General features: G+C 60.5%; 1 protein-coding gene. It reads right to left on the bottom strand.

Annotated elements, in window-relative coordinates; translation table 11 throughout:
* On the bottom strand, positions 1-2,395 hold a 2,395-nt coding region (locus CKW22_RS20300; RefSeq protein ID WP_371856440.1), incomplete at both ends, for an immunoglobulin-like domain-containing protein.

The raw sequence follows: 2,395 nt of genomic DNA, 5'->3' as shown, positions 1-2,395 counted from the left end.
AGCTGCAGGTTCTCGAAAGCACGGCCATCGACATCGACGGCGGACTTGATACCCAGGCTGATCTCACCGGCGTCCTGGTAAACGTCGTCGCCTTGCGCATCGTGGCTGTAGGGCGCGCTGGTTTCGCCCGCTTTGATAGTGACCGTAGCGTTGTTGCTCAGGGTCACGACCAGGTCGTGGGTCAGGGCGGTATTGATGTGAACGGTGAAGGTCGGCTTCACGTTCTCGGCGACCGAAGCCTGGTCGGCGGTGATGGTGACCCTGACCAGGTCGCCTTCGTTGCCGGTGCCTGGGGTGCCCGAACCTGGCTCGTCCGTCACAGAAGTGGTGACGGTATCACCACCCAAAGTCAGCTTCTCGAAGTTGTCTGCGCCCGATACCGACTCAAGCTTGTTGGCGACAGCGCCCTGACCGCCGACGTACACGTCATCTTGAACCGTGATGGTCGCAGTGCCGGAAGCACTGTTGGCCGGAATCGTGACTTTTGTACCGTCGGTCAGGGTGAAGGTCAGCGCGCCGTGCTCAGTGACAGACAGGCCCTGTGCGTTGGTCAGCGTGACGGTGTAGGTCACCTGGCCACCTTCGGCCACGGTTGCCTTGTCCACAGTCAAAGTTGCAACGACTTCGCTGACGGTGTCCGAAACTTCAACGGTCGCCGGGCCGCCGATGGCCAGATTCTCGAAGGTAGCACCCGCGACAGTGGCGCCGGTGACGCTCAACGTCACAGAGCCGGCGTCCTTGATTACGTCATCGCCTTGGGCCGGAGTCTTGTACTCGACTTCGGTCTTGCCTGCCTCGATGGTGACGGTTTCGCCGTTCGACAGCGTTACGGTCAGCGGACGGTCCAGCGCCTGGCTCACTTTTACGGTAAAGGATGGCTGCTGATCTTCAGTCACGTTGCCGTTGCTGACGATGCTTACGGTGACGGTATCGATACTGTCATTGATTACAGTCGACGCCGGGGTCGGGTTCGGCGTCAGCTGCTCGAAGTTACCGCCGGTAGCGCCGGTGATAGTGGTAGTGACAGTCGAGCCGTTGTTGTAGACGTCGTTATCCGGGGTCTGGAAGTCAACGCTGCCTTGGGTTTTGCCGGCTTCGACGGTGATGGTCTGACCGTTCGACAGGGTCACGGTGACAGGCGTCTGGGCAGGGTTGCTCAGGGTCACGGTGTAGGTGATCACACCACCTTCGGTGACCGAAGGATTCGCGGTCAGGGTCGCAGTCGTCACATCGACCGAGTCATTGATCGTGGTCTGCGCTGGAGTCGGGTTAGGCGTCAGTTGCTCGAAGTTGCCGCCGGTAGCACCGGTGATGGTGGTAGTGACAGTCGAGCCGTTGTTGTAGACGTCGTTATCCGGGGTCTGGAAGTCAACGCTGCCCTGGGTTTTGCCGGCTTCGACGGTGATGGTCTGACCATTCGACAGGGTCACGGTGACAGGCGTCTGGGCAGGGTTGCTCAGGGTCACGGTGTAGGTGATCACACCACCTTCGGTGACCGAAGGATTCGCGGTCAGGGTCGCAGTCGTCACATCGACCGAGTCATTGATCGTGGTCTGCGCCGGGGTCGGATTCGGCGTCAGCTGCTCGAAGTTACCGCCGGTAGCGCCTGTGATGGTGGTAGTGATGGTCGAGCCATTGTTGTAGACGTCGTTGTTCGGAGTCTGGAAGTCGACACTGCCTTGGGTCTTGCCGGCCTCGACGGTGATGGTCTGGCCGTTCGACAGGGTCACGGTAACCGGAGTCTGGGCAGGGTTGCTCAGGGTCACGGTGTAGGTGATCACGCCACCTTCGGTGACCGAAGGATTGGCGGTCAGGGTCGCAGTGGTCACATCGACCGAATCGTTGATCGTGGTCTGCGCCGGGGTCGGATTCGGCGTCAGCTGCTCGAAGTTACCGCCGGTAGCGTCAGTGATAGTGGTGCTGACGGTCGAGCCGTTGTTGTAGACGTCGTTGTCCGGGGTCTGGAAGTCAACGCTGCCTTGGGTCTTGCCGGCTTCAACAGTGATGGTTTGGCCGTTCGACAAGGTCACGGTAACCGGAGTCTGGGCAGGGTTGCTCAGGGTCACGGTGTACGTGATCACGCCGCCCTCAGTCACACTTGGCGAAGCGGTCAGAGTTGCGGTGGTGGTGTCGACCGAATCGTTGATCGTGGTCTGCGCCGGGGTCGGGTTCGGCGTCAGTTGCTCGAAGTTGCCGCCAGTGGCACCAGTGATGGTCGTGCTGACAGTCGAGCCATTGTTGTAGACATCGTTATCCGGGGTCTGGAAATCAACGCTGCCTTGGGTCTTGCCGGCTTCGACGGTGATGGTCTGGCCGTTCGACAGGGTCACGGTAACCGGAGTCTGGGCAGGGTTGCTCAGGGTCACGGTGTAGGTGATCACACCGCCTTCGGTTA

Source organism: Pseudomonas sp. Irchel s3f19 (assembly GCF_900187555.1).
GTDB lineage: Bacteria > Pseudomonadota > Gammaproteobacteria > Pseudomonadales > Pseudomonadaceae > Aquipseudomonas > Aquipseudomonas capeferrum.
Note: the sequence above shows the minus strand (reverse complement) of the source record. Positions and strands in the feature narration are given on the sequence as shown.